Annotated in this window: 15 protein-coding genes; 6 read left to right on the top strand and 9 right to left on the bottom strand. The window is 62.6% G+C overall.

The features are described 5' to 3' along the window. The first annotated feature begins 47 nt into the window (after positions 1 to 47). Positions 48 to 1,577, top strand: a complete 1,530-nt coding sequence (locus ACZ5B4_RS00995; protein WP_464912572.1) for an oxidoreductase — start codon at positions 48 to 50, stop codon at positions 1,575 to 1,577. Beyond that, a complete protein-coding gene (locus ACZ5B4_RS00990; RefSeq protein ID WP_464912571.1) occupies positions 1,574 to 3,970 on the top strand; it encodes an efflux RND transporter permease subunit in 2,397 nt (798 codons plus the stop codon). The genes ACZ5B4_RS00995 and ACZ5B4_RS00990 overlap by 4 nt, the downstream gene beginning before the upstream one ends. Positions 3,971 to 4,056: 86 nt before the next feature. On the opposite strand, the gene ACZ5B4_RS00985 is transcribed toward ACZ5B4_RS00990, so the two are convergent. Both ACZ5B4_RS00985 and ACZ5B4_RS00980 read right to left on the bottom strand, forming a co-directional pair. Continuing rightward, the gene (locus tag ACZ5B4_RS00985; RefSeq protein WP_464912570.1) at positions 4,057 to 5,451 is read right to left on the bottom strand and encodes a PP2C family protein-serine/threonine phosphatase; all 1,395 of its coding nucleotides are present in this window, start codon (positions 5,449 to 5,451) and stop codon (positions 4,057 to 4,059) included. A 182-nt stretch (positions 5,452 to 5,633) separates the two neighbouring features. Next, the gene (locus tag ACZ5B4_RS00980) at positions 5,634 to 6,461 is read right to left on the bottom strand and encodes a ParA family protein (RefSeq protein ID WP_464914041.1); all 828 of its coding nucleotides are present in this window, start codon (positions 6,459 to 6,461) and stop codon (positions 5,634 to 5,636) included. A gap of 768 nt (positions 6,462 to 7,229) precedes the next feature. On the opposite strand from ACZ5B4_RS00980, the gene ACZ5B4_RS00975 reads away from it, so the two are divergent. Next, positions 7,230 to 7,901 (top strand): hypothetical protein, encoded by a 672-nt coding sequence (locus ACZ5B4_RS00975; protein ID WP_464912569.1) that lies wholly within the window; start codon positions 7,230 to 7,232, stop codon positions 7,899 to 7,901. A 122-nt stretch (positions 7,902 to 8,023) separates the two neighbouring features. Next, positions 8,024 to 8,941, top strand: coding sequence for an NAD(P)-dependent oxidoreductase (locus ACZ5B4_RS00970; RefSeq protein ID WP_464912568.1), 918 nt, complete (start codon positions 8,024 to 8,026; stop codon positions 8,939 to 8,941). 46 nt (positions 8,942 to 8,987) lie between these two features. Here the strand turns inward: ACZ5B4_RS00970 and ACZ5B4_RS00965 are convergent, their stop codons facing one another. From ACZ5B4_RS00965 to ACZ5B4_RS00955, 3 genes are all read right to left on the bottom strand, one after another. Continuing rightward, complete coding sequence (locus tag ACZ5B4_RS00965; protein ID WP_464912567.1) at positions 8,988 to 10,298, bottom strand: Gfo/Idh/MocA family protein; 1,311 nt, start codon at positions 10,296 to 10,298, stop codon at positions 8,988 to 8,990. A 79-nt stretch (positions 10,299 to 10,377) separates the two neighbouring features. Beyond that, positions 10,378 to 11,454 (bottom strand): flotillin-like protein FloA, encoded by a 1,077-nt coding sequence (gene floA / locus ACZ5B4_RS00960; protein WP_464912566.1) that lies wholly within the window; start codon positions 11,452 to 11,454, stop codon positions 10,378 to 10,380. Positions 11,455 to 11,645: 191 nt separating this feature from the next. Then, complete coding sequence (locus tag ACZ5B4_RS00955; RefSeq protein ID WP_464912565.1) at positions 11,646 to 12,215, bottom strand: NfeD family protein; 570 nt, start codon at positions 12,213 to 12,215, stop codon at positions 11,646 to 11,648. Positions 12,216 to 12,579: 364 nt separating this feature from the next. Between ACZ5B4_RS00955 and ACZ5B4_RS00950 the strand changes: the two genes are divergently transcribed. Then, complete coding sequence (locus ACZ5B4_RS00950) at positions 12,580 to 14,130, top strand: glycoside hydrolase family 172 protein (protein ID WP_464912564.1); 1,551 nt, start codon at positions 12,580 to 12,582, stop codon at positions 14,128 to 14,130. A gap of 94 nt (positions 14,131 to 14,224) precedes the next feature. Here the strand turns inward: ACZ5B4_RS00950 and ACZ5B4_RS00945 are convergent, their stop codons facing one another. Continuing rightward, entirely contained in the window at positions 14,225 to 16,561 is a 2,337-nt protein-coding gene (locus ACZ5B4_RS00945) for a PQQ-dependent sugar dehydrogenase (RefSeq protein WP_464912563.1), read from the bottom strand. A gap of 386 nt (positions 16,562 to 16,947) precedes the next feature. On the opposite strand from ACZ5B4_RS00945, the gene tsaB reads away from it, so the two are divergent. Beyond that, entirely contained in the window at positions 16,948 to 17,649 is a 702-nt protein-coding gene (tsaB, locus tag ACZ5B4_RS00940; protein WP_464912562.1) for a tRNA (adenosine(37)-N6)-threonylcarbamoyltransferase complex dimerization subunit type 1 TsaB, read from the top strand. A gap of 180 nt (positions 17,650 to 17,829) precedes the next feature. On the opposite strand, the gene ACZ5B4_RS00935 is transcribed toward tsaB, so the two are convergent. The 3 genes from ACZ5B4_RS00935 to ACZ5B4_RS00925 form a co-directional block, all read right to left on the bottom strand. Further along, on the bottom strand, positions 17,830 to 19,014 hold the full coding sequence (locus tag ACZ5B4_RS00935) for an endo-1,4-beta-xylanase (protein WP_464912561.1): 1,185 nt from the start codon (positions 19,012 to 19,014) through the stop codon (positions 17,830 to 17,832). 355 nt (positions 19,015 to 19,369) lie between these two features. Further along, the gene (hemL, locus tag ACZ5B4_RS00930) at positions 19,370 to 20,668 is read right to left on the bottom strand and encodes a glutamate-1-semialdehyde 2,1-aminomutase (RefSeq protein WP_464912560.1); all 1,299 of its coding nucleotides are present in this window, start codon (positions 20,666 to 20,668) and stop codon (positions 19,370 to 19,372) included. A gap of 106 nt (positions 20,669 to 20,774) precedes the next feature. Next, positions 20,775 to 23,615, bottom strand: a complete 2,841-nt coding sequence (locus ACZ5B4_RS00925; RefSeq protein WP_464912559.1) for a tetratricopeptide repeat protein — start codon at positions 23,613 to 23,615, stop codon at positions 20,775 to 20,777. Positions 23,616 to 23,653: the final 38 nt, after the last annotated feature.

Here is a 23,653-nt window from a genome sequence, read left to right as displayed (position 1 = left end):
GATGATTCCGCACCGCGTCTCGCGCGTGGAACAAGGAGAGGGTTAGGATGGGCGACATTCTACGACTGACGCGATTGGAGTCGGCGCAACACTTGCGGGAGGCGGTGCAAGCCCTCGGGTACACCCTTCCCGTTGACGACAATGTCCTATCGACAACCCAGGATTCGCCGTTGGCGCAACCCATCGTGATCGGCGGCTTTCGCGTGGGCAATCGTTGGTGCATCCACCCCATGGAAGGCTGGGATGCCACGGACGACGGCGTACCGAGCGAGCACACGGTGCGACGCTGGCAACATTTCGGCGAGTCGGGGGCGAAGTTGATCTGGGGCGGTGAAGCTTTCGCCGTTCGCCGCGACGGCCGGGCCAACCCCAATCAACTGTACTTGGGGCCTCACAGCCTTCAGGCTATGACGGATTTGCTGAATCGCCTGCGTGAGGCCCACCGCGACAAATTCGAACCGCATGCGGACGAGGATTTGTTGGTCGGGCTGCAATTGACGCATTCCGGCCGGTTTTGCCGTCCCACCCGAAAGGATCGGCCGGAGCCGCGGATCGCGTATCATCATCCGGTCCTCGATGCCAAGTTCGGTATCGATCCGAACGACGAGGCGGTGCTCTTCCAAGACGACGACATCGAACGATTGATCGACGATTATGTCGCGGCTGCCGCCATGGCCGATCGGGCGGGATTCCAATTCGTCGATGTGAAGGCTTGTCACGGATACCTGGGCCACGAGTTTTTGTCCGCCTTCGATCGCCCGGGAAAGTACGGCGGAGATTTCGCGAGCCGAACCCGATTCCTCCGCGATATCATCCGCGCGATCCGGCAGGCCTGCCCGCGTTTGATGATCGGCGTCCGGCTCTCCGCCTTCGATTTTCCGCCGTTTCGACCGGATCCCGAGAGGAGCAAACCGGGGCAGCCCGGGCCGGGTATCCCGCACGAGTTTCCCGTTCCCTATCCCGGTTTCGGCTGCCGGCGGGACTCGCCTTTGGAAATCGATCTCGCCGAGCCGATCGCATTGCTGCGTTTGCTGCGCGAGGAATGCGGGGCGGCGTTCGTCAACATCACGGCCGGTTCGCCGTATTACAACCCTCACATTCAGCGGCCCGCGTTGTATCCGCCATCCGACGGCTATCAACCGCCGGAGGATCCTCTCATCGGCTGTCTGCGTCAGATCGAAGTCGTGCGGCGGCTGAAAGAGGCGGTCCCCGGTTTGCCCATGGTTGGAACGGCTTATACCTACTTTCAAGAGTTCCTGCCGCACGTCGCGCAGGGAGTGGTGCGCGAAGGCTGGGTGGATTTCGTCGGAGTGGGACGGCAGGTGCTCGCCTATTGGGACTTGCCGGCGGATGCCCTGGCCGGTCGACCGCTGCAAGTCAAACGATTGTGCCGGACGTTCAGCGATTGCACGACGGGCCCGCGTAACGGACTGGTGAGCGGCTGCTATCCGCTGGATCCCTATTACAAGTCGCTGCCGGAGCATGCGAGGCTGAAGGAAATTAAGGCCCGCAAGCGCGTCGTTGGGGACCGGTCCGGCCCGGGGAACACGCCTGCAACGGCAGAGGATCAGTCGTGAATCGCGACGGTTCTGCGTCGGCGTACTGTACCGTCGATTCCGGCCTCTCGTATCGCGTAGCCTCGTTCTTGGTTGCGCGGCGACGGATTCTGGCGGCGATTGGAGTGATCCTGCTGGCCGCGTCGGTTTTACCGGCCGCGCGGCTGCAATTCGATCGCTCCTTAGAGCGTTTGTTTCCGGCGGACGATCCCGATCTGGCGGCCCTGCAACAGATTCGCAGGGTCTTCTCGGCCGGCGATATGATTTTGGTCGCCTACCACGACCCGGACTTGCTGGCCGCCGATGCACGCGGCCTGGAACGCTTGCGCAAAATCGGACGCGCGTTTCGCGACATTCCGGGCGTATATGACGTGTGGAGTTTGGATCAACCCTTGGGCGACGAGATCGTCGATCCGCATTCCGACTTGGCGGCGCGGATGCGGGAACTGTTCCAGGGGTACACGCACAATCACCGCGGCGACATCTGCGGACTTTCGGTGCTGCTGCGGCCGGAGGCTGCGACGGGCCGGTCGCGCGATGATACGGTCGTCGCCGTGCGACGCCTGGTGGCATCGCTGCCGAACGGCATGATGGCGGGCGAACCGGTCCTCACCAGCGAGGGATTCCGTTACATCGCTGAGGACGGCACGCGGCTCGGCTGGGCTTCCGCGCTGTTGCTGGCCGCCGTCATCCTACTCGTCACCGGCCGCCCGCGCTTTGTTCTGGTCTGCCTGGTGGTGGTCCAAGTCGCCGTTTTCGGCACCCAAGCCTCATTGGCCCTCTTGCGGCTGCACGTCAGTTGGGTCAGCTCCATTTTGACCGCCGTCATCACGGTCGTCGGAATCGGAGCGGTGCTCCACATCCTGGTGCGCTTCCAGGAAAAGTTGCGCGCGGCCCGAACCGAAGAAGAGGCCCTCACCGCCGCGCTGGCGGAGCTGGTACGTCCCATGTTCTGGGTGCTGGTGACCGACGCGATCGGTTTCGGAGCCTTGAGCGTGTCGCGAGTTCTGCCGATCCAAGAGTTTTCCTGGATGATGGTACTGGGCGTGATTTGGGTGGGAATTGCCGCAGCGCTCTTCGTGCCGGGACTGATGCTCCTCCCCGGCCCGCGTTGGGGTGTTTCCCGGCGACTATTCCCGGCGAAACTTGAAGCCCGCCGACCGTGGATGCTCGATCACGGTTTGCGGGGACTGCTGCTCGCGGCGACGCATCATCCGTGGGCATCGGCCCTGATAGTCGTCGCGATCGCCGCGGCGGGCGTGCTCGGCTGGAGCCGACTGCGCGTGGAGACCGATTTTACTCGGAACTTTCGCGACCGCAGCGAGGTGGCCCAGGCGTACGGCTTCATCGAGCAGGAATTGGGCGGGGCGGGTGTTTGGGACATCCTCCTGCCGGCGCCGGAGAATCTGACCTGGCCTTACCTCCGCCGTGTGCAAAAACTGGAAGATCGCCTCCGCCGCGAGGTCACCCTCACTACCGATTCCGGCGAGATTCCCGGCCTGACGAAGGTCTTGAGCCTGATCGACGCCGTGGCCGCCGCGGCGCCCAGGCCCTTGCAGGAGATTCGTTCCGACCTTTTGCGGGAGGGCGTGATTCGCGTCGGTATGAGGCTGATCCGGCAACGGATGCCGAGTTTGTATGAGGCGCTGTACGGCCCGGACCCCGCCGCAGGCGAGCCGGCGTACTGGTATCGCGTCATGCTTCGTTCTCAGGAGCGGCTTTCCACGGCGGCCAAGCAAAAGATCATCGCGGATGTCCGGCGCATTTGCCGCGAGGAATTTGCCGCGGACTCCGGGGCGGGTCCCGATCGGGAACCGGTCGTCGGCGGCTATTACGTGCTATTGGCCCGGCTCGTCGATAGCGTCTTGGACGATCAAGGCAAAAGCTTGTCGCTGGCGATCTTGGGGGTATTCTTGACGATGCTGATCGCGTCGCGGAGCATCATGGCGGCGATCGCCTCGCTCCCGGCGAATCTCTTGCCCGTGGCCGCCGTGCTCGGGTCGTTAGGATGGCTGGGCGTGCCCGCCAATGTCGGAAGCGCGATGATGGCCGCCGTCGCACTCGGGCTGTCGGTGGACGGCACGATCCACTACCTGTTTGTTCGCGAGGCGCACTTGCGGTCGGGAAAGTCGCACGAGGAAGCTCTCCGGGCCGCGCAATCCGTAGTCGGCCCCGCCGCGGTGTTGGCGACCGTGGCATTGAGCGCCGGCTTTGCCACGATGATTCTCAGCGAGTTCATCCCCACCGTTCACTTCGGCCTCTTGCTCAGCCTGACCATGCTGGGCGGTATGGCGTCCAATCTGTACGTGCTTCCGTGGCTGCTGGCGGCGCTGGACCGCATACACAGCGGAAAAGCTTCGAAGGCATGCCGCCTTTCACGGGCGGAACCCCGCGATTCTGCCGGAGCGACATGAGCAGAGCCGAAAAAGAGCGGACCGTAACGTCGAGCCGATCCGCGGCGGCCTGCCTCGGCTTCCCGCCGCAATTCCAGAGGGCGCCCTCAGCGTGTTTCCTCGAAACCTTCGTAGAACGTGGCAGGCGGAGTGGGTTTGCGGCTACTCACGGACCGGGCAACGCTCATGATGAGCGACATGGCGCGACAGCTATCCGCGATCGCCGTAGCTAAGTCGCCGTTCTCCGCGGCCAGCTCGGCGCGTTGCCGTAAACCCCGAAAGCGCTCCCAGGGAACGTCCCAACCTTCTTGTTGGGCTGCCGCCTCTTGATCGCGAAGTATGACCTGAAGCTTGTCGAAAAACTCCCGCCGCGGCGTGGCGTCCGCCACCGCGTAAGGCCCCTTTCCCAGTCTCGATCCGTGCCGCGAGCCTTGGATCGGAAGGCGTTTGGCTTGCGACGTGACGAACGGAAGCACCCAAGCCGCAAGGATGAGCATCAAGCCCGCTACCCCCACCCCGAAGGCCGGCGCTGCGAAGCCCAAGCCGCCGAACGTCATCCATGCCCCTCCCAACGCTGCGAACACGGCCCCCAAAACACCCACGGTTACCGCGATCCATTTTCCCGAACCGAAACGGCTTGGGCCGCTCGCCGAGGAGGCCGAGCCTCGCTTAACCCTCATCCGCGTGCTGTCGGTCGGCGTTCCGGCAACGGCCTCGCATCGGGGAGAAAGCACTTCCACGATGATCAGGGTGATATTGTCCGGCCCTCCGCGGAGATTCGCCAAATCGATCAAGGACGGCCCGGCCTCGCGCGGCGGCAGACAGGTGAGAACCTGGCCCAACTCCTCATCGCTGACCTGGCCGGATAGGCCGTCGCTGCACAACAGAAAGGTGTCCCCTTGCTCGATCGGAAAGGGGCCTTCCAAATCCACCTGCACCGTGGGATTGGGTCCTAAAGACCGCGTGATGATATTTTTCGGGACGTAATCGAGGTTGCTGCCCTCGGGAAGATTGCCCAGCGTTCGCAGCTCCCACACCAGGCTATGATCGTAGGAGAGCTGCTCGATACGTTGCTTGCGCCATAAATAGGTGCGACTGTCGCCGACCTGGGCCGTATAGGCGACTTCCGGCAGCAAGCACAACACGCTGACGGTGGTGCCCATCCCGCGAAAATCCTCGCTCGATTTGCCGCGAAGATGAATCTGCCGGTTCGCCTCTTCGACGGCCTCGCGGAGGGCCTCCGGCGGGGAAAGATCACGGAGCTTGCGGTAGGTCAGCGGGATGGTCTCGGCGGCGACCTTGCTGGCCAGCTCGCCCGCCGCGTGAGCGCCCATGCCGTCCGCCACCAAGAAGAGATGTCCCCGGGCGTGATAGGCTTCGAGGCTCGCGGCGAGGTCCACGGCGTACGAATCTTGGTTGTTGATTCGGCGCAGGCCGACATCGGTACCGGCATAATGCTCCAGGCAGTGTTGCCAGATGTTGCCGTGCGACGATGCCGTCATAACTCACGGGTGATGGGTCGGAATAGCGTATATCGGGACTCGGCCCTGCGATCGGCCGCCGACTCTTATTGTTGCATCGAGAAAATTGGATTCCCAGTGTTCCGACGGGTTTCTGCCGGGATTCTTACTTGGATTTCCGATCGCTCGGCAGCCCGTCCCCGCTTGCGGCCACGCCCCACCCGTCAACCGGCTGCTCGGGAGAGGGGACGACAGGCCCCTTCCGCGGATTGCGCCAACACCTCCTCGGCTAATTTTTGATAGTCTTCCGCCCCGTTGGAGTCCGGGGCATAGGCGAAAATGGACCGCCCGAAACTCGGCGCCTCGGCCAACCGGATGTTGCGACGGATCCGCGAGCGAAACATGCGAGCACCGGACCACGGTTTTTCGGACTCGTGCCGGCGGTCGAAAAAGGCATCCACGTCCGCACTCACTTCAGCCGCCAACCGTGTCGTCGTATCGAACATGCAGAGGATCACGCCCGTCAAACGCAGACGGCTATTCAGGCGTTTGGCCACAAGCTCGATGGTCTGCAAGAGCTTACTGAGACCATGCAAGGCCAAGAAGTGGGGTTGCAGCGGGATGAAGACCTCGTTGACGGCCGCGAGGGCATTGATCGTCAAGATACCGAGCGAGGGCGGGCAATCGACGATCAGGTAGTCGAATTCGGCGGAGTCCTCCGACAACTTGTCGCGCAGAATGACCTCCCTTCCCACCACGCCGGCCAATTCGACCTCCGCCGCGGCCAAGTCGAGATGGGAAGGCACGATCCAGAACCCCGGCTCGACCTCGCGGCGCACTTCGCGGATCGGACGATCGCGGACCAACACATCGTAAACCGAAGGCATCTCCAATTGCGGCTCGATACCGCAGTGCAACGTCGCATGGGCCTGGGGATCCATGTCGATCAGGCATACCCGGCAGCCGGCGGCCGCCAACGCGGCACTCAGATTCACCGCCGTCGTGGTTTTCCCCACACCGCCCTTTTGGTTCATAATCGCGATGGTCCGCATCCGTTCGTTCTCCACTTCGGCACAGATCGCCGCGCGACGAAACTCCGGCCCGCTCGCCGGAAGCATAGGCTCGTTTCAAGCCACATTATAAGAGACGGTGAACGACGGCTCCTAGACCAAGTCGCCGGTTTTCCCGTTCCCCTCCTTGGCCCGATTCGTTCGGCTGACCGTGCGTCGCGCCCCTCGTTTCTACCTCCGCGTCGGGAACCTCGCGTCCTCAGGGCCTAATGAGCGCAAGCGGCGATGGCACAGCGGGAGGTTTGTACAAAATACGCGACCTGGGAACAATGCCGTCGCGAGCTGGATCTCCATGGAGCGGCTCATGTTGAGGTCGCTTCCCCGATGAGCGACCGATCGACGGCCGTTCCGGGCGGACCGTAACCCAGCGCACCAGAGGCGCTCACTCCGTTGCTTCCGTTTTCCGCGTCCCATTCCGGCTGTGTAAATCTCGGCCGGCACGGATCGTGGCCCTCCAACCCCCAACAGCGAGGGCTCACGACACCTGCTGGGTTCGCGGCCCGGCCCAACCATCGTGAGAAGATCCTTGGATCAGACCGAACGCGCGGCATAGCGCGCTCGCGTGCCGCGGGAGCCTTTCCGAGGCCGCCCCTTGTGCGTTCCAACAACCTTGCGGGCCGGCTACACCGCGATCGGCCCCGGAAGCGGTCCTGAATGTGGTTTCCATGAGCGTCAATCGCTAGAATAATGTCGTGAACCATGAGTTGTTCGCTCACGAGTCTTCGAACGCGGCCCAGGTAGGACCAGATCATGATCTTCCGCCCCGACATGTTGCTCTTCGGCGATGCCGTCGGCACGATTATCACGCTGATTATCATCGTGATTTCGATCGTCGCCAGCCTGATGCAACAGATGGCGGAGGCGAAAAAGAAGAGGGGCCCGGCCGGAAAACGGCCCCCCCGAGGTCAACCGGCCGCAGCCGACGATTTGCAGCGGGAAATCGACGCCTTCTTAAAAGCGGGGGGCAGGAAGGCGGAAGACCCTCGCGGGCGAAGGGCTCCCCAGCCGGTCGTGAACGAACCGGTCGAACCGGTGATTGTGGCCGAGCCGGTGGAGCAGAGTTTGGCGGACCACGTCCGTCAGACCATGGGAGAGCTTGGCGAAAAGGGCGCGCCCGTGGCGCCGGCGGCAACGAGCGATCGAGGCCGCCGGGCTTCCGGAGATCGCGCAGAGCAGCGTCGGCCCGGCCGGCTGTCGAGGTCCGGGACGCCTCAAAGAGCGGCGCCGGGCACGGCGGATGCTCGCGCCTCGAGCGTCGGACCGGTGGCTCCAACGGCCGCCACGGCCTCGCGCGTGGTTCAAGCGAGCGAGTTCCCGCTGTCCGCGGCCCTCATTCAAAGCCTGCAATCTCCCGAAGGCCTCGCCACAGCCTTCGTGCTTCATGAAGTTTTGATGCGACCGGAAGAACGTTGGCGCCGGTGACTCGCGTTCGGATTCGCCGCCCGCGCTTCCGGATTTCTGTTCCGCCCAGGCAAACTCCTTAACTTGGCGTTTCGAGATCGGGCTATCGCCGCTTATTAAGTTTCTGGAGAAGGACAAAACCCATGCCGCATGTCGCCGAGCCGGGCAAGACTCGCATTGGATGGATAGGAACCGGGGTAATGGGAGCCGCCATGTGCGGCCACTTGCTGAAGGCCGGCTATCAAGCCGTGGTTTTTAATCGCACCAAATCCAAGGCCGAAAAGCTCTTGGCGATGGGAGCTGTATGGGCGGATTCACCCAAGGCAGTCGCCGAAGCCGCCGACATCGTTTTCTCGATCGTCGGTTTTCCACATGACGTTCGAGAAGTGATTTTGGGGGACCGGGGCGCGCTGGCCGGCTGCAAACCCGGCAACATCATCGTCGATATGACCACCAGTGAGCCTGCTTTGGCCGTCGAAATCGCCGAGAAGGCGGCGGAACGGGGTGTCGCCGGCCTCGATGCCCCCGTCACGGGCGGCGATGTCGGGGCCAGGGAAGCCCGGCTCTCCATCATGGTGGGGGGAGACTACGCGGCATACGAGGCGGTGTTGCCCTGTTTCCAAACCATGGGAAAAACCGTGGTTTACCAGGGCGGTCCGGGGATGGGCCAGCACACCAAGATGGCCAATCAAATCCTCATCGCAAGCACCATGGTCGCCGTCTGCGAGGGACTTCTGTACGCCTATCGTGCCGGGTTGGACCTCAACAAGGTGCTGGAATCCGTGGCTTCAGGCTCGGCCGGAAGCTGGTCGCTATCCAACCTCGGCCCACGGATCATCAACAACCGATTCGAGCCGGGCTTCTTCGTAGAGCACTTCATCAAAGACATGGGTATTGCCCTGTCCGAAGCGAAGCGGATGGGGCTTTGCCTGCCGGGGTTGGCTTTAGCGCACCAGCTTTACCTGTCCGTTGCGGCCTGCGGGCACGCCAAAGACGGCACCCACGCCTTGGAGCTGGCCCTGGCCCGCATGGCCGATATCGATTGGATTCGGCGGAGCTGATGGATCGCCCGCGATCGGCAGCCGGCGCCCCGCGCTCTATTCCGCCTCAATCCAGCGTCCACGGTTTCCGATGCTCGTAATCGAGCAGGTCGTTGGCCGCTTGATGATTGGTAAAGCGTTCCTGTTCGGCGTCCCATTCCAACCGGGCGCTGACGGCCAGCGAAATGTTGGCGATCAGGCTGCACGTGGTGGAGCGATGGCCGATCTCCACATCGGCGTTGGGCTTTTCGCGGGACTTGACACAATCGAGGAAATTCCGCGCGTGAGCCACGGTCATCACGTCGTTTTCGCCTTCCCGCATGTCGATCTGAATCGGCTCCATCCGCGGTGCGGCATCTTGGAACTGGCCGCCCTTTTCCGGAATCACGCTCAATCCCCGGGAACCGATATAGGCCGTACCTAGGGTGCCGCGGAGTTCCAATTCGCCTTGCAAGAGGACGGGATTGCCGCTCGCTTCATATTGGCCGAAGACTGCCAGGCGGCCGGACGCGAACTGGAATACGGCTTCGGCGGTGTCGGGAATGGTGCGGTCGTCGTCAACGGCGAAGCGGCCCCCCATGGCGCAGACCGACGCCGGCGCCAATTCGCCCGTCAGCCAGCGAATCGCGTCCAAGTAATGCACGCCCCAGTTGGCCATTTGCGAAGAGTACAAATCCCACCAACGGAATTTATAGGGGGCGATGGTGGCCTGAAACGGCCTCTCGGGCCGGGGACCCAGCCACAAGTCCCAGTGCAAACCCGCCGGCGGCTCGCCGGGAGCCGCCTTGCCGATACCGCCCGGATACATATTGCTCAAACGGTAAGCACGGCTGACCGTGACTTTGCCGATCTTGCCGCTTCCGATCAGTTCTGCCGCCTGCGCATACAGTTTGGAGGACCGCCGATGCGTTCCCACCTGCACGACGCGTTGATAGCGCCGAGCCGCCTCCACCATCTTACGTCCCTCGACCACCGTGATCGAAAGGGGCTTCTCGACATAAACATCCTTGCCCGCGCGGCACGCCCAAATGGTTTGGACGGCATGCCAATGGTCGGGCGTGCAAATGACGACCGCGTCGATATCCTTCCTGTCGAGGATTTCCCGAAAGTCCACCGTCGTATCCGCCTTGGACGGAAGTTTTTCCTGGGCCCGATCCAAATACGGCTCGAACACGTCGCACAGCGCCGCCACTTCCATATCTTGATGCGGCAGGAAAGCGTCGAGAACCTGGCTGCCGCGGTTTCCCACCCCGATGAACCCCAATCGGATTCGCTCATTGGCGCCCCAAACACGACGCGCGGACAGGGCGGTAAATACCACTGCGCCGGCCGCACCGGCTTTGGTGAAATCTCGGCGATTCATCCGCGGCGAAGTCATAGTTCCAACCCTCCTAAAGTCGCCTCCGATGGGCACGGAGAACGAAGCGGCGCATTGGATCCTTGGCAACACCTCAGGTTCACGCCACCCGGCGCCCCTCACGGTCCTCTTGCGGCGGATTGGCGGGCGATCCGATCTTCGCGATGGCGGATCGCATATCGGTATCGGCTTGGATGTTCTTGAGACGGTAGTAATCCATCAGCCCCAGCTTCCCGCTGTCGAAGGCGTCCGCCAATGCTCGGGGAACCTCGGCTTCCGCTTCGACGAGCTTGGCCCGGCTTTCCTCGATCAAGGCCAAGTTCTCTTGTTCGGCCGCCACGGCCATGGCGCGGCGGCTTTCCGCCTTGGCTTGAGCCACCCGCATGTCGGCTTCGGCTTGGTCGGCTTGCAGGCGGGCGCCGATGTTCTGCCCCACGTCGATATCGGCGATGTCGATCGAAACGATCTCGAAAGCCGTTTGACGATCGAGCCGCCTGCCCAGCACCGCCTTGGAAATCCGATCCGGATTCTCCAACACCTCGAAATGCGTCTCGGCCGAGCCGATGGCGCTCACGATCCCCTCGCCGACGCGGGCGATGATGGTTTCCTCCGTGGCGCCTCCGATCACCTGGAGGATATTGGCACGAACGGTCACGCGTGCCTTGACCTTCAGTTGAATGCCGTTCTTCGCCACGGCGTCCAAGGATTCCTTGCCGGACCCCTTCTTGGGACAGTCGATGACCTTGGGATTGACGCTGGTTTGGACGGCCTCCAAGACGTCGCGGCCCGCAAGATCGATGGCGGTGGCCAATCGGAAATCCAACTCGTTCATCTTGGCATGCCGGGCGGCGATCAGTGCCCGAATCACCTGATTGACGTTCCCCCCCGCCAAAAAATGGGCTTCCAAGGCTTTGCTGGTCACGCCATCGCTATCGGTGATGCCGGCTTGAACGGCCATGATCTTGGCCCGCACGATCACATCGGGACGAACCTTTCGGAAGCTCATTCCCAACAGGTCCAGGATGCCGATCCCCGCCCCGGTGGTCTTGCACTGGATCCACAACCGGAAGAACTTGGCGAAGACCGCCAGCATTACCAAGCCGACGACGATCACCGCCAGGACCAGGAAAAGCGTCACGATACGTGCGAAATCGGCGTCCTGGGCAAAAATCGGCATGGCATTATCCTGAGAAAACATCACGTTGACGGATTCATGGCCCCCAAACCCGCAGGTCGCGGCAGTCGGTCGTCGCGACCGCCACCGCCGAGGTTCGCCCATAAGCATATCGCCGGGCACGGCAAAAAGCTACACCCCGACGCTTTTTCCCCCTGCCTTCGGACAGGTTCGGCCGAGCACTCCCATGAGGCTCACTCCCCGCGAAAGGGATCGATATCGGAGCTGGGTAGGGGCTGGTTCCAAGGGTCTCCGCCTTCGCCGGCCACGGTAAGGTCATCGACGGGTCGGACGACCAACCAGGTACCTTGGAGGGAGACGACCTTGACCTTTCGGCCCACATCGATGGCGGTTCCCTCACTGAGGGCATCGTACGAGCGACCGTTAATCTGAACCACTCCCGCCGGCAGCATGGGCGTCTTGACCTCCCCGACCTTTCCCTCCAATTCCCGCAACCTGTGGAGAAGGGGGTTATCGGGCAGCGTCTCCGTCGCTTCCGGCTCTTGCAGCATGATTTTCTTACCCACGCCCATGCGGGGCCAGACCCTGACGAACAGCGCCAAGAAAACGGGAATCCCCACAACCGTCACCAGCAACAAACCCATGCCGAGGCTCTGAGAATACCAGAACCCCAACACAATGGAGGCCGTCGCGGAGGCCACCGCTAAGAACGTAAGAACCCCGTACGAGACGAAGAAAAGCTCGAGGAAGGCGAAGAATAATCCAGCCAGCAGAAGCAGTACGGGCCAGATCCAGGTATCCATGAATTCCCTCTTCAGCAGAAGTCGGGAATGTGCTTACCCAACAGGGCAGGGTAACCAACGGATCAACGGCAAGCGCCGGACGCGACGGACGTCCGTCGGCCGATCCCTCCCCCAAACTCAATCTAACAGTAGCTTCGGGGTTCCTCAAGCGTTTGCAACGGCCGATCGCCCCCGAAGCCGAAAAAGATTGACATTTCCGCACTGCGGCTCATAATCCAGCACATCGTCTTTGCGAATCCCGCGTGGGGAAAAACAAGGCCCACCTGCCACGGTGCGATTCCTAGAAGGCCGGCTTTCCTCCGCTTCGTTTCGCGGAGCATCCGAGATGCGCCGCTTCACCATGCGTCTCCGGGAGGAACACACCATGTTCGAACGGCTTGTTACGGCGGCGGTGATCGCCGCAACGGCATTGGCCAACGGCGGCCGCTGCGGAGGCGACGACCTCTGGAGCCTGCCGCGTCTGACAGACGACCAGGTGTTGGCGGAGAACGGACTGTGGATCGAAACCCCGCTCGAGCGGCGCTTCCATCATTCGAAGCGCGTCATTGTCGCCGAAGCGGAAGGGCCGGGCGTCATCACCATGATTCACTTCGCCTTGCCCCAACGCCAAATTGCGGCGGATTCCAACTATCGGCTCGGCCGCGACCTTGTGATCCGCATGTATTGGGATGGGGAGCCGACTCCCAGCGTGGCATGCCCGCTGGTAGACTTCTTCTGCGATCCGGCGGGAGAACGGGAACGTTTGGATACGATCATGGTGAACAAAAAGCGCGGTTGGAACGCCTATTTCCCCATGCCGTTCCGCAAATCCGCCAAGATCGAGTTAGTCTATGAGGGCGAGTTGGAGCCGGGCGAAGAGCTTTGGGCGGCCATGCCCTGCTACAGCTATGTGATGATTCGAAAAACGGCTGCCCCGCCCGAGGATGTCGGTTACTTCCACGCCCAATGGCGGCAGGAGCTGCTGAACCTGGCGGAGCGCGATTTCGTCGCGTTGGAGGCCGAAGGCCGAGGCAAGTTCGTCGGCTGGAATGTCACACTACGCTTGCCCGGCCGCCCCGGTTATCCGGTCGATATGAACGAGAAGTTCTACGTCGACGGCGGAACGACGCCTATGGTGGAGTTTCAGGGAATCGAGGATTCCTTCGGCTTCAGTTGGGGCTTTCCTCCCGAGGAAAACCTCTTTCCTCGCACCGGCTATTTCCCCTTTCATCAAGACGGGGCCGCAGCCTATCGATTCTTTCTCAGCGACGCCGTCACCTTCACGAAAAGTCTCAAAGTGACGATCGGCTTCGGCGAGAATGAGCATCCCATGTTTCGCGAAATGTTCGGCCGACCGGGCAACGAATTGGAGCTGGCCGCCACCTGCTATTGGTATCAGGCCGAACCGCATGCGGCGTTTCCCCTGCTGCCGGCCGCGATGGATCGGGCCCCCGTCTCACGGGATTGGCGAGATCTGGAAAAGCTGCCCACCGATGACGAGCGACACGCACGGGGCGTAAAACTGGAGATGCGTTGCGGGCGGCCGGAGACGGAAACGGTTTTCGCCCAACCCGGCTACCGCGCGGAGGTCCATCGCGGATTCTCGTACACGGGATGGCCGTTTCCCGTATTTCACACCCGAGCCGACGAAGAGGAGGTTCAGATCGCCTTGCACGTGCCTCCCGGTTCGGCCGGCAGGGTACGGTTGTACATGATCGATCCCGATCACTTTCAGGGCGGGCGACGGCAAGAGGTCTTCGTGGGCGAGCGATCATTAGGCCTCGTGACCGATTTCGACGGAGGTAAGTGGTTGGAAGCGACGGTCGGACCCGACGCGACGGCCGCGGGTACCCTCACGATAAGAGCGGTCAATCGCAACCCCAACCCCAAATCGAACGCCGTGTTATCCATCGTGGAATGGGTCGAGGTGCCCTGAAACGAGCGGATCATCCACCGCGCGACGGCACATCCAGCGCGTGCTCGGCGCGGTACGGCCTCCGGCGCCACGTACGGACCGGACACGTCGCGATTCAACGAGCCGGCGGCAGGGATCGAATCCAGGCTTCGATCAGGCGTAGTGCGGTTGCGTCAGGAACCGAGGAAGCCAGCGGAGGCATTCGTCTCGGCCCGAGGGTCTCGAGGCGGTGCCAAAGTTCGCTGCGACCGGGGTCGCCCGGCAGGACCAACTTGCTTCCCGCCGGCGCGATACTACCTTGGCCGGGGTTGACCCCGACCAATTGCGCCTTGGAAGTCGGAGTGCCGAAGCGGAAGTCCGGCCGTCCCACGATCCCGTTCGGCACGTGGCACATCGCACAATTGGAATCCAGATAGGCCCGCGCGTGCATCTCCAGCTCTTCTCGGCCCAGGTTCTCCGCCGTAACCGGCCAGTCGGGGAAGGCGGGCAGCTCGGCGGTGGATTCGGACGGCGGGTCGGCGAAAACTCCCCATTCCCGCCAGGCCGCAATTTGATTGGGCGGCTCCGCGAAGGCTTCCGTCCTTGCCGCCTGAGTTGCCTCCGCCGCGCGCGAGAAACCGGTCGTCATGGGACGATTCATCTGCGGCGTCTTCAGTCCCAGCACGAATCCCGCGGCCGGCGTATGGCACGCCATGCAGTCGGAACGGCTTGGGAAATACCACGCTTGCCGCGCAATCCCCTGTTCTCCGGGCACGGGAAACTCGCGCCGTTCGGCGCCGTCGATCAGAACGGCATCCGTCTGCTCGTCGTTCCAAACGTAGGTGTATCCTTGCCAGCCGTCGGGAGCATGAACGAGCAGACGTGTCTCCAAACGTCGCCATGCCTCGCTGTCCCCCGCCTCTATCGTGGAAAGCCGGGGCGGCGACTTCAGCAGCGCGCTCGATGCCCCGGGCCGAGGCAGGAAGAACGTCTTTACCAGCACCGCTCCCACGGGAAATCCCCAGGCATGTTCCGGGTGAAATTGCACGGACCGGCCTTGCGGTAGCACGACGAAACGATGCTTGGCGGCCCCGTCAGACCACAAAGGCACGTTCACATCATAGGGGAGCGCGGCTTCGCACGGTTCGAAGTCTTTGGTGGAACGAAAGAGACCCGTCTCGGAGAGCCTTCGCGGAAAGGCGGCGGCCAAGGCTCCGATGTCGCCCGGCCTACGGCGGAGTCGGTGAATCATTCCGTCGAAAGCCGCGAGATACATTTCGCCGGCTTCGTCTTCGCCGAACGCGGCTATGTTCAGGTTGGTTCGTGCGACCTTGCGGTTTTCCGTCAACTCGCGGCGATCGTTGACTCGCAGTGCCCAGACGTTTCCCGTCACATAGTCGGCATAGAAGTAGGCCCCGTAGTATTCGGGTAGTCTACGGCCGCGATAGACGTATCCGCCGGTGACGGACATGCCCTCGTGGCGGAAGTACTCCACCACGGGGTCGATGAGCGGATCACCCGTCGTTTTCGCGTTCGGGTCGAAGGAATGGAATCCCTCCCGGAGTTTCCAGCCGTAGTTTCCCCCGCGGACAATGATATCGACTTCCTCGTAGCGGTTTTGGCCAACATCTCCTACCCACAAATCCCCGGTGACTCGATCGAACGTCAAACGCCAGACGTTGCGCAGGCCGTAGGCCCAAATCTCGCCGCGGGCGCCCTCGCGAGCCACGAACGGGTTGTCCTTCGGAACGGCGTAGGCAAGACCGGGATCGCGGTGATCGACGTCGATCCTCAGGATCGATCCCAGCAACGTATTTAGATTCTGCCCGTGCCCGTGCGGATCGTTCGCCGATCCTCCGTCTCCCAAACCGATGTAGAGATAGCCGTCGGGGCCGAACTCGATGCTGCCGCCGTTGTGATTCCCGTACGGCTGCTCGATCTTCATGAGGACTTCCTCGGAATCGCGATCCGCCCGATTGGGATCTTTCGCGGATACGCGAAACGCAGAGATCACCGAAGCCCGCGGTTTGGTCGAGTAATAGACGAAGAATCGCCCGTTTTCCTTGTACCGGGGATGAAAAGCCAACCCGAGCAGTCCCTCTTCGTTGTGGTCCCGGGACACGACCTCGCGGATATCGAGAAAGATCGAGGTCCGGTCAACGTCCGGGCGATTGGGAAAGACGTGGATAACGCCGTGCTGCTCCACCACGAACAGACGATTGGTGCCGTCGGGGGCGTAGGCGATGGTCACCGGCCGCTCGAAACGCAGTCGCGGAAATGCCGGTTCGGTCTCGAGCGGCAGCGGATCCGGTGATCCTACCAGCTTCGAGGTATCGGCGGAGATTTTTGCCGGGCGAGGCCAAGCCCCTTCCGGTCCGTTCGACCACGCCGGTGAAACGATGGCACAGGCGAACGCTCCCACCGTAAGCAAGGCAAACACAATGGAACAACGCTGGACGTTTCCTCGAAGCATCGGATTCTCCCAAGCACGTGAGACCAATTCAAGCTTCATTCAAGATTCCATCGATTTCGGAGGGGAAGGGGTGCAGGCGTGGAGGCCGCCCACCGCTTCCGCTCGGTCGCCCGTCCGGTGAGGGAACGGTTTTCGTGGCTGAATTATAGGGACCCGCGTCTAGTCTCAGGGCGTGGTTTTCGGCGACGCGGTCAAAAAAAAGCTGCACTGAAAACGGTTTTCGCCATCCTCGGGATTCCACCCCTCAAGGACGGTGTTGCCGGTTCACCCGTGGGACACTCTTCCTTGCGGCATCCATCTCTTTTGTGCCAGAATGACGGACGCGGCGGCAGCCGATCGCCAATCTCCTTGGTTTACGATCCCAGCGTAACGCTCCCCCTTCGGACATGCATGCCCTAGCTTTGGAGACGACCGACCCGATTGGTAGCGTCGCCTTGTTTCGAAAAGGCGAATGCATCGAGCGGCGTTGGCTTCCGCAAGACCGGCGATCGGCCCAGACCCTGGCACCGGCCATCCGCGACCTGCTCCGAGAGTTCGGCGTTCGGCCGAATGAAATCGAGTTGGTCGGCGTCTCCATCGGGCCGGGATCGTTCACGGGCGTCCGCATCGGCCTCGTGACGGCCAAGACGTTCGCCTATGCCGTGGGAGCGGGGATCATCGGTATCGACACGTTGGAGGCGGTGGCCGCAGGGCTTCCGCAGGAAATCTCCCGCGTCGCGGTGATGGCCGACGCCCAGCGCGGGGACATCGTGGGCAAGCTGTTCGAGCGGCAGGAAAACGGCATCTGGCGTGCCGCCGAGTCGTGTCGGCCGCAAAAACCGCTGGATTGGCTGCGGACGCTGCCGGCATCGAACGGCCTAGTCGTCGCCGGCCCCGGGGCCTCGCGATTCAGGGAAATCCTGGCGGAGCACGGTTACCGGCCGGTCCCGGATCACTTATGCCGCCCCAACGCCTCTGCCGTGGGGCACCTGGCCTGGACGTATTACGAGTCGGGACGCCGGGACGATCTCTGGAAATTGATGCCGCAGTATTTTCGCCCCAGTTACGCCGAAGAGAAGGCGGACTCGGCATCGGGCGCCTCCTCCTGACGTTTCTCCGCGTCGCTCGCTTCAACATGCCGGCGGCGCGATCCGGAAGTCATTGACGCGGGATGCGGCCACCCGAGCAAGAGCGTCTCGATCGCCTCGGAAAGGCCGCTAACATACCGCCCCACCGTAGCGGTCGGCACATCCGACCATGCGAAGAGGGTGCATGGATTCATCCCGCCTTCAGGGGTGCGACACCCGCCGAGCTTCCTCGATCACGGCATGGAAGGCCGGTTTGGGTCGGCAATCCGCATCGAAGAGCAACGGGTGCTGCCCGTACCGCCATGTGCGGCGATCGTGCAATCCCCAGAATGTCACGCGGTCAAGGGCGTCCTTGTGTTTGAGGAAGATGGCGAACAGCTTCGCGTACGCGTCGGCCTGAACTTGCAATTCCTCGGACGTGGGCGGCCGAATCTCCCTCCGCCCGCGTCCGCCGCCCGGCCGGTCCAACTGTCCGCCCGAAGCCCCCGCGATCGTCACGTCCAACTCCGAAATGGCAACCTTCAAGCCCAACGAAGCGTAGTCGGCAATCGCTCGATCCAGCTCGGCATAGGGGATCTGCCGCGTGCTCCAGTGGCCCTGAATGCCCACGCCGTGAATCGGCGCCCCTTCCTCGAGCAAGCGGCGTAGCAGGACCATCGAGCTGGCGTGCTTGGGGCCGCTCTCAATGCCGTAATCGTTATAAAACAGGAGAGCGTCCGGATCGGCCTCGTGGGCGAACTTGAAGGCCAGCGTCAGGTACTCGGGGCCGACAGCCTGCAACCAGGCCGAGTTGCGAAGGTTCTCCGTCCGGGCGGTTTCCGCGTTGCCGCCGTCGTTGATGGCCTCGTTGACCACATCCCAACTGCGAATCTTCCCCTTGTATCTTCCCACCAAGCCTTGGATGTGGCTCCGCATGCGCTCGATCACGACCTTTTTATCATTACCTTCGAAAAACCAATTCCCCGTTTGGTGATGCCATAGCAACGTGTGGCCGTGCATGGCGCTGATCTTGTTGTCCACGCACCACTTAACGAAGGCGTCGGTCCGCTCGAATCGCCATTGGTTTTCGCTCGGATGGACCAAGGCCGGTTTCATGCAGTTTTCCGGCGTGACCGCGTTGAATTGTTCGCGGACCAAGGCTAGTTCGCGTTCGGAGTAGTTGCCCGGCAGATCGCCCGCCATTCCAATCAAAAAATGCTCCTTGAACGCGTCCTTCAGACTCGGAACGGCATGATCCGTGGATTCGATCTCGCTGGCACGCGCGGGGGTTTCGGCTGCCTGATCGGCCTTTGCGACGGAACAAACCGCCGTCATGGACGCCGCCATTACGAATAGGATGGCCCGCCGGTCGAGCCGACGAAACGAATTCAATCCTGCGTGCTGCACGTTCTTTCTCCCCTGTGACCACCAAACGAAACGGGTGAGGGCGTCGCCTGCTCCGGACAGACTCCGCGTACTCGCTGCAATCGACCGCAATGACTTCGCGCGGCCGAGCCTGGGGCCGGTTCCCCCAAGCCGGTTCCGCACAACCTGAAGCCACAACCATCGCCGATTATGAACCGTGCGGGCCGCCGCGCCCAGCGCCTACGCCGTGCTGACCGCCGTTTGCCTTTCCCCCCTCGCGTCGATTTCGGAACGTGCCCGACGACCTCTCACGGAGTTGCCGGCAACACATGCGCCGGGCGGCACAAGTCCGTCTTGCTCGGCGATTCATTCATGGCTCTTCGGCAAGGCCGGACAGTCACTTCGCGGCACGGACTTCCCGGAAGCTCTCGCGCGCCGCGGCGATGGTGGCATCGACGTCCTCGTCCCCATGCGCCACGGAGAGGAACATCGCCTCGAATTGGCTGCACGGAAGGTAAACGCCGCGGTCCAGCATGGCATGGAAGAATCGGGCGAAGGCCGCCGTATCGCAGACCGCGGCCGTGTCCCAGTCCGTTACCGGCTGCGGCGTGAAGAATAGGGTCAGCATCGCTCCGCAGCGGCCGATGGAGCAGGGAACACCGGCCTCTTCCGCGGCGGCCCGCAATCCTTCGGCCAAGCGATCCGAAGCCCGATCGAGCGCAGGAAACGGATCCGTCTCGCGAAGGACTTCCAATGTGGCAATCCCGGCTGCGGTGGCCAAAGGATTTCCGCTCAGCGTACCGGCCTGGAAGACCTTTCCCGCCGGCAAGATGTGATTCATGATCTCCGCGCGACCTCCGTAGGCCCCGACGGGCAAGCCGCCGCCGATGATCTTTCCCAGTGTGGTCAAGTCCGGCGTGATTCCGTAGAGCGATTGGGCGCCTCCCAGTGCGACCCGGAAGCCGGACATCACCTCGTCGAAGATCAACACGGCGCCGGTTTGGAAGGTGAGTTCGCGGAGGGTCTGCAAGAACTCGCGCGTGCCGGGAACGCAGCCCATATTGCCTGCCACAGGCTCCACGATCACGGCGGCGACTTGATCTCCCAGACGACGGAAGGCGTCGCGGACCTCGTCCGCATCGTTGTATCGTAAAACCACGGTATCCTGCGCCACGGCGGCCGGCACGCCGGGAGAACTCGGCACTCCTAAAGTCGCCGCCGAGCTGCCCGCCGCGACCAACAGACTGTCCACATGCCCGTGATAACAGCCCGCGAATTTCACGATCTTGGCCCGGCCGGTATAGCCCCGTGCCAGACGCAGGGCGCTCATGACGGCCTCCGTACCCGAGTTCACCAACCGAACCTTTTCCACGGACGGCACGATTTCCACGATCAGCTCGGCGAGGCGGGTTTCGGCCTCGGTGGGGGCACCGAAGCTGGTGCCTTTTGCCAAGGCTTCGCCGACGGCGGCGACCACCCGCGGGTGGCAGTGCCCCAAAATCATGGGTCCCCAAGAGCCGACGTAGTCGATGTATCGATTCCCGTCGATGTCCCAAAGGTAGGCACCCCGGCCGCGGGCAATGAAAGGCGGCGTACCGCCGACCGCACCGAATGCCCGCGCCGGACTGTTCACTCCCCCCGGGATCCATCGTTTGGCATGCTCGAAGGCGGCGAGACTCTTGGGGCGATCACGCATGAAAGTCCTATCCTTCCTCGTCCATCACAATTTGCAAGCACGTCGGTTGCGCCCGGTCTCGGGATGATCGTGAGATCCCGGGCGACGATGCGGCATCCATCTTGGCTTACGGAGCGCCGCCTTCGGCGCAGCGATCCGCCACGGCACGATAGAACTGCTCGGCCGCAGGCGACGGGTACCTTGCCCGCAACTCCTCCGCCATCGACCTCGCCGCTGCACAGCGTTTAAGATCGACGAGCAGCAAGGCGTACGCCTGGAGTAAGTCGGGACTGGGATTTCCCAAGCGATAGGCCCGTGCAAACAGGGCTTCGGACTCGTCCAGCTCCCCAGCCTTGTGCAAAGCCAAGCCGGCATTGTAGGCGACGCGCGCGTCGCCGGGCATCAGCTCCGCCGCCCGACGCAAGCACTCCGCCGCCTCCGCCAATCGCGCAGGATCCTCCGCGATCAGCAATCCCAGGGAAAACCACACGTCGCCCACGGTTGGGACCTTTTCGAGAATGGCGCGGAACTCCCGTTCGGCGTCCACCGTGCGACCTTGTTGGTAATACAAGCGAGCCAGATTGTCGCGAATCGGGATATAATTCGGATTCGTTTCGATCGCCAAGCGATACTGCCGCTCGGCCTCCTCCCAGCGATTCCGCCGGGCCAGCAGCATGGCCAGGTTATTCCGAGCCGGAAGAAATCCAGGATCGAGCCGCAGCGCAGTCTGATACGCCGCTTCCGCCTCATCCCATTGCTGCAACGCATCATAAAGCAGCGCCAAGTTGACGTGAGCGCCGGGCTGGTCTTCGACCAGTTTTTGGGCCGCAACGTATTCCGCCGCCAGACGATCCACCACCTCCGGGGAGAGCAGTCGGCGATCGCTCGGCGCGAATTGCAGCAGCCAAGGGAAGGCCTCCAAGCGGGCCGCCCGGATGGGATCCTCCATAAGGTTTTTCACGCGAGCGAGCGTGCCGGGGTCGGGCGGCAGCTCCTGCAAGGCCCGCGCGGCCGCAATCCGCAACAAGGGATCCGCCTCACGGGCGACCGCGACGACGCTTCCCAGGGCGGTTTCCGGCGAAACGCGCGATAACAACAACAACGCACTCGCCCGCACCATCCCGGACAGGTCTTGGCGTCGCACCACGGCGGCTAGATCCGCGGCGGCGCTGACATCGCCCCGCCTCCCCGCCTCAAACGCGTAGGCGAAATGATTGCGATCCGGCTTGTGACCGTACCACTCTTCGATCCGGTCGGCCGCCCACTGCGGAGACTCGCCTTTCGCCCTGTCCTGGTGACAGAGGTTGCAAGCGTTGGGGATGCCCAAACTCACCGTGAGGTCGGGACGCGGCACCCGGAAACTATGATCGCGGCGCGCATCGACGACCATGTAGGTGGTCTCGGGCATGTGGCAGTCCACGCAGCGGCTACCGGGTTCGCCGATCTTGGGATGAAAGTGATGCGACGGCGTATCATATTTGGCGGGAATGTGACATTGCCCGCACAGCCGGTTGTCTACATAGGGCTCTCGCACTTCTCCCGGCTGCGTCGCTTCCGCGAACTTGATCCGTCCCGTGTGGGGATCGTGGCAGTCCAAGCACCGGACGCCCTTGCGATACATCAGGCTTTGCGTAAACGATCCGTATTCGTAGTCCTCGTCCAAGATCTGGCCGTCGGGATAGTAGAGTCGGCCGTCCAAGAATTCCGGCAAATAATGATCCAGGAAGTGATCTCCGCCGACAAAGCCTTCCTTCAAGGGCCGCCGCCGCGCGTGGCACGGGGCGCAACTATCGACCAGCACGGTACTGGGGGCCCCTTTCAGTTGCGGCAACCCGTAACCCCGCTTGCGATCCCAAAATAGGCTCCATGATTCCGCCAATCGGACATGCAGGCTCGCGGGACCGTGGCAGGTTTCGCAACTGACGTCGATCTCGGACCAGGTCGTGCGGTACGTGTTGCTCGCCACATCGAAGTTCTTGCGAAGATTGGTCGTGTGGCAATCCGCGCACATATAGTTCCAGTTCTGGAGCGAGCCGGTCCAGTGCAGGGGATCCTCGTGCGGTATCGGCTCCGAAGGGTATAGGTGGAACCAGCTCTTGCCCTTCACGTCCCAGGCCAGGGGCAAACACTGGATCCGCCCGTCGGGAAACTCCACCAGATACTGTTGCAAGGGATAGACGCCGAAGACGTACTTGACTTCAAATGCGCGGAGCTTTCCTTCCCGGTCGTCGGTTTCGACGAAGAACTTACCGTCGCGTCGAAACATGCGACTGCGAAGGGCGAAGGTGGGATGCAATTCGCCGGCACGGGCCATTTCCGCGGCGATATCGCGAATGGTTCGGTGGGCCGCCGTGATGTCGCACGGGCGCGCGAACTGTTTTTTCCAGTCCGCTTCCTCGCGGATCGTCGCTCGCCGCGATTCCGGAAGCACCGCCGCAATCCTCCGCCGCGATTCCTCTCCGCTGGGATGCTCGATGCCCAGCTCCGGCATGGGCGGCGGCTCGTACTCTTGCAAGGCGAGGGCCAACACGTGGTCGGGAATGCGCTCCGTCAACCGCCGCAGTTCGTCTTCCGGCAGACGCCAAAGCTCGCTGAAGGCGATGTGCAGAAACTCTTGATTATCGAAGTCGCCGAGAACGGTCTGCTGCGTGGCTCGATCCATGGCCAAATCGTGATCGGAGCCTTCCCAAAGCCGGCACTCCTGCTCGTGGCATGCCGCGCAGCTTTGACGGCCGACGTACTCCGCCTGAACCGAGTCGGGCAAACAATACCACCAGTCCCACGCTGCGTAGCCGCCGGCCAATAACACCAGTGCGACCGCGCATAACAGAATCTTCAAAACGGGACGGGTCCCCCGCAACCCCGCCGCTCGGCCGCCCCGTCGGGAGCCGGTTTCCGCGTCATCCATCACAGTCGCGCCCGGACGTTCGTGGGGCAAGCGGTCTTGTCGCGATCGCCTATCCTTCACGCGCGACTCCGTGTGCTGCCGAGGTCCAGGGAAGGGAA

The organism is Thermogutta hypogea (assembly GCF_055386265.1).
The sequence above is the reverse complement of the archived record's forward strand: the minus strand, read 5'-3'. Positions and strand labels throughout refer to the sequence as shown.

Bases quoted from the DNA above. Each gene is read 5' to 3' on its own strand.
- ACZ5B4_RS00995 (WP_464912572.1), top strand. From the start codon at position 48: ATGGGCGACATTCTACGACTGACGCGATTGGAGTCGGCGCAACACTTG.
- ACZ5B4_RS00985 (WP_464912570.1), bottom strand. From the start codon at position 5,451: ATGACGGCATCGTCGCACGGCAACATCTGGCAACACTGCCTGGAGCAT.
- ACZ5B4_RS00980 (WP_464914041.1), bottom strand. From the start codon at position 6,461: ATGCGGACCATCGCGATTATGAACCAAAAGGGCGGTGTGGGGAAAACC.
- ACZ5B4_RS00975 (WP_464912569.1), top strand. From the start codon at position 7,230: ATGATCTTCCGCCCCGACATGTTGCTCTTCGGCGATGCCGTCGGCACG.
- ACZ5B4_RS00970 (WP_464912568.1), top strand. From the start codon at position 8,024: ATGCCGCATGTCGCCGAGCCGGGCAAGACTCGCATTGGATGGATAGGA.
- ACZ5B4_RS00965 (WP_464912567.1), bottom strand. From the start codon at position 10,298: ATGACTTCGCCGCGGATGAATCGCCGAGATTTCACCAAAGCCGGTGCG.
- floA (WP_464912566.1), bottom strand. From the start codon at position 11,454: ATGCCGATTTTTGCCCAGGACGCCGATTTCGCACGTATCGTGACGCTT.
- ACZ5B4_RS00955 (WP_464912565.1), bottom strand. From the start codon at position 12,215: ATGGATACCTGGATCTGGCCCGTACTGCTTCTGCTGGCTGGATTATTC.
- ACZ5B4_RS00950 (WP_464912564.1), top strand. From the start codon at position 12,580: ATGTTCGAACGGCTTGTTACGGCGGCGGTGATCGCCGCAACGGCATTG.
- ACZ5B4_RS00945 (WP_464912563.1), bottom strand. From the start codon at position 16,561: ATGCTTCGAGGAAACGTCCAGCGTTGTTCCATTGTGTTTGCCTTGCTT.
- tsaB (WP_464912562.1), top strand. From the start codon at position 16,948: ATGCATGCCCTAGCTTTGGAGACGACCGACCCGATTGGTAGCGTCGCC.
- hemL (WP_464912560.1), bottom strand. From the start codon at position 20,668: ATGCGTGATCGCCCCAAGAGTCTCGCCGCCTTCGAGCATGCCAAACGA.